We start from the raw sequence: 1,343 nt of genomic DNA, 5'->3' as shown, positions 1-1,343 counted from the left end.
AGAGCAGCGGTGGCGGCGGTGCGGGTGATGTTGCCGGTGGAGATCAGGCGGGCGGGGGGGATGTGTTCGTGGAGGGTGAGGGGCGGGGTTTCTTTACGGGTGGGTTTGCTCCATGCATCGGAGGTGACGGGGGTGGCGGAGCGCCAGTCGGGGTGGCCGTCGCCAGCGGGGGTGTGGAGGGCGGGGCGTTCAAGGCGGGTGTCTAGGAGAATGGGAAAACGGATACGGCGGGAGCCGTCGTGTCCGATGGTTTGGTGCGGGTGCGGGGTGAATTCGTCGGCGGGTCGCCAGTGCCAGGTGGCGTCGGTGGTGGCGTCGTTTTGTTCACAAACGAGAGCGATGCCGGGTTTGCCGCCAGGGGAGCGTTGGAAGGTGGGGACGCCCCACCAGTGATGCAGGACGACGAGAACGTTTTCGCCTGCGACAAGGTGCGGGCTGAGGTCGAGGGTTTCGATGGAGATGTGCGGGGTGACGAAGCGGAGTACGCGGTCGAGGATGAGGTGTCCGTTGAGCCAGACGCGGGCGGTGGGGTCGGCAGCGAAATCGGCGTGTGTGCTGGTGCCGTTGTTGCCGGGGGTCCATGTGAAGATTTTGCGGAAGTAGGTCCAGGTATTGGGGGCCGCGTGCAGGGTGGCGTCGCGCCAAATGAAGGGGAGGGGGGCGCGGGGCGGCGGAGGGTTGGACTGGAATGTTGGACGCATGAAACGGGATGCGGCAGGGAGCGAAAAATCGGGTTAGATGGAAAAACTGAAAGCTTTAAGCTAAGTGGTCAAGTGTTAATTTTTCGCCGTCTTTCCGGTGTTTTTTTGTGATTTATAAGCGTGGTCTGTGTGGGAGGGGTAAACCGGGCTTGGCTTTGAAGGGGGCTGTGGGCATGTTGGGTTTCATGAATTCCCCGGACGAGAAGGCTGAAACGGTGTGGCATCAGATCGGCTCGTTCGAACCGCGCGAGGCGAAGCGGTTGCTGGAGGCGTTGGAAAAGGCAGGGGTGCCGTTCGAAATCGAATACGATGACTCCGCGTTGCAGCGACCAATGCGCACCGTCGAGTTATATTTGGCCATGAATCCCGAGGGCGCAAAACTCGCGATTTTCGTCCCGGAGGAAAACGTCGGCGATGTGCAGGTGTTGGTGCGAGCGCTGTTCCCTGTGTGAAAGGAATCATACCAACAGCCTTTGTTTTTTAGACAGAATTAACGGAATTAACAGAATTTGAAACGCAAAGACGCTAAGACGAAAACTCATTGAATATGAAACACTTCACATCTTTACTTCTTTGCGTTTAAGTCAAAAAGGATTCTCTCTTTGGTATAAAAAAGCCACCGTTGGGTGAGACGGTGGTCGG

General features: G+C 58.1%; 1 protein-coding gene and 1 pseudogene. One reads left to right on the top strand and one right to left on the bottom strand.

All coding sequences use genetic code 11. From position 1 onward, the window contains the following. A pseudogene (locus OBACDRAFT_RS28040) lies at positions 1 to 701 on the bottom strand (alpha-L-rhamnosidase); the annotation flags it as partial. A 185-nt stretch (positions 702 to 886) separates the two neighbouring features. Here OBACDRAFT_RS28040 and OBACDRAFT_RS09275 point away from each other — a divergent pair. Further along, a complete protein-coding gene (locus OBACDRAFT_RS09275; protein WP_043584965.1) occupies positions 887 to 1,153 on the top strand; it encodes a hypothetical protein in 267 nt (88 codons plus the stop codon). Positions 1,154 to 1,343: the final 190 nt, after the last annotated feature.

Source organism: Geminisphaera colitermitum TAV2, assembly GCF_000171235.2.
In the GTDB taxonomy this organism is placed as follows: domain Bacteria; phylum Verrucomicrobiota; class Verrucomicrobiia; order Opitutales; family Opitutaceae; genus Geminisphaera; species Geminisphaera colitermitum.
Note: the sequence above shows the minus strand (reverse complement) of the source record. Positions and strands in the feature narration are given on the sequence as shown.

What these genes read in the sequence shown, in the direction of transcription:
- OBACDRAFT_RS09275 (WP_043584965.1), top strand. Translation starts at nt 887, where the DNA reads ATGAATTCCCCGGACGAGAAGGCTGAAACGGTGTGGCATCAGATCGGC.